This window comes from Anaeromassilibacillus sp. An200 (genome assembly GCF_002160025.1).
Lineage (GTDB): Bacteria > Bacillota > Clostridia > Oscillospirales > Acutalibacteraceae > Caccousia > Caccousia stercoris.
Map to the genome: position 1 here is coordinate 1 of NZ_NFJU01000131.1, position 880 is coordinate 880.

The 880-nt window shown below is 58.1% G+C and carries 1 protein-coding gene; it reads right to left on the reverse strand.

Annotation, left to right across the window (positions count from 1 at the left end):
* Nucleotides 1–120 precede the first annotated feature (120 nt).
* A complete protein-coding gene (locus B5F35_RS18210) occupies nt 121–741 on the reverse strand; it encodes a DUF7007 domain-containing protein (RefSeq protein WP_442856502.1) in 621 nt (206 codons plus the stop codon).
* Nucleotides 742–880: the final 139 nt, after the last annotated feature.

The window sequence follows — 880 nt, forward strand, 5'->3', positions numbered from 1 at the left end:
GAACCTGAAGCGGTTGATATGGAACACGAAATGACGCCAGTGAGCGTCTTTTTTTCTGCTCAAATTCCCATTGCTGATTTTCAGAGGCCACTTTGTCAACAGCTCCATGTTGGCCCGAAGCTACCTTGCGGCCTCTTTGGCCGGGGCTGTGCTGCGGGCGGCTTCGGCGGCCTCCCGTCCGCTCTGCCTTGCCCGCCAGTATTCGGGATTGTATTGCCGGATGGACTGATTGAGGTTTTCTTCAAACCGCTCTTTGTCCTTGATACGGTCGGGGATCTTCCAGAGCTTTTTGTCCAGCAGCTCCCGGAGCACTACGCTCTCCTGTGCGTCCTCCTCATAGCAGATATAGCCCTTGTCCTTAAAACCGCATTTTTTCGCCGCCGGAGAGAGGACGGCGGCCACCTCGTTTGCCACCATCGTTCCGCCGTGGCTGGCGGTGGATACCAAAAACACGCCCGGACAGAGAACTTCACAGCTCTGCACCTCTCCCCACGGGGAGGTCCGGGGCGCATGGAACATCCCGCCCGTCCGGTTCCGGTCCGCCTGCATGAGCGCCGCCTTTTCCAAGATGCCCTTCAGCTCCGGGGAAAAGTAGGCGTATTCCCGCAGGACACGGGCGGCGTCCCCGCCGCAGGCGTTCATCAACAGGGTATAGGCGTCGCTGTCCGCTTTGGTACAGCGGCCCAGCAGCTTGCCGTCATAGTAGCAGGCCGCGTCATAGCCCGTTCGTTTGCGTGGCATGGGTTTCGCCTCCTTTCCGCTTCGGGCCAGCATGGAGCTGTTGACAAAGTGGCCTCTGAAAATCAGCAATGGGAATTTGAGCAGAAAAAAAGACGCTCACTGGCGTCATTTCGTGTTCCATATCAACCGCTTCAGGTTC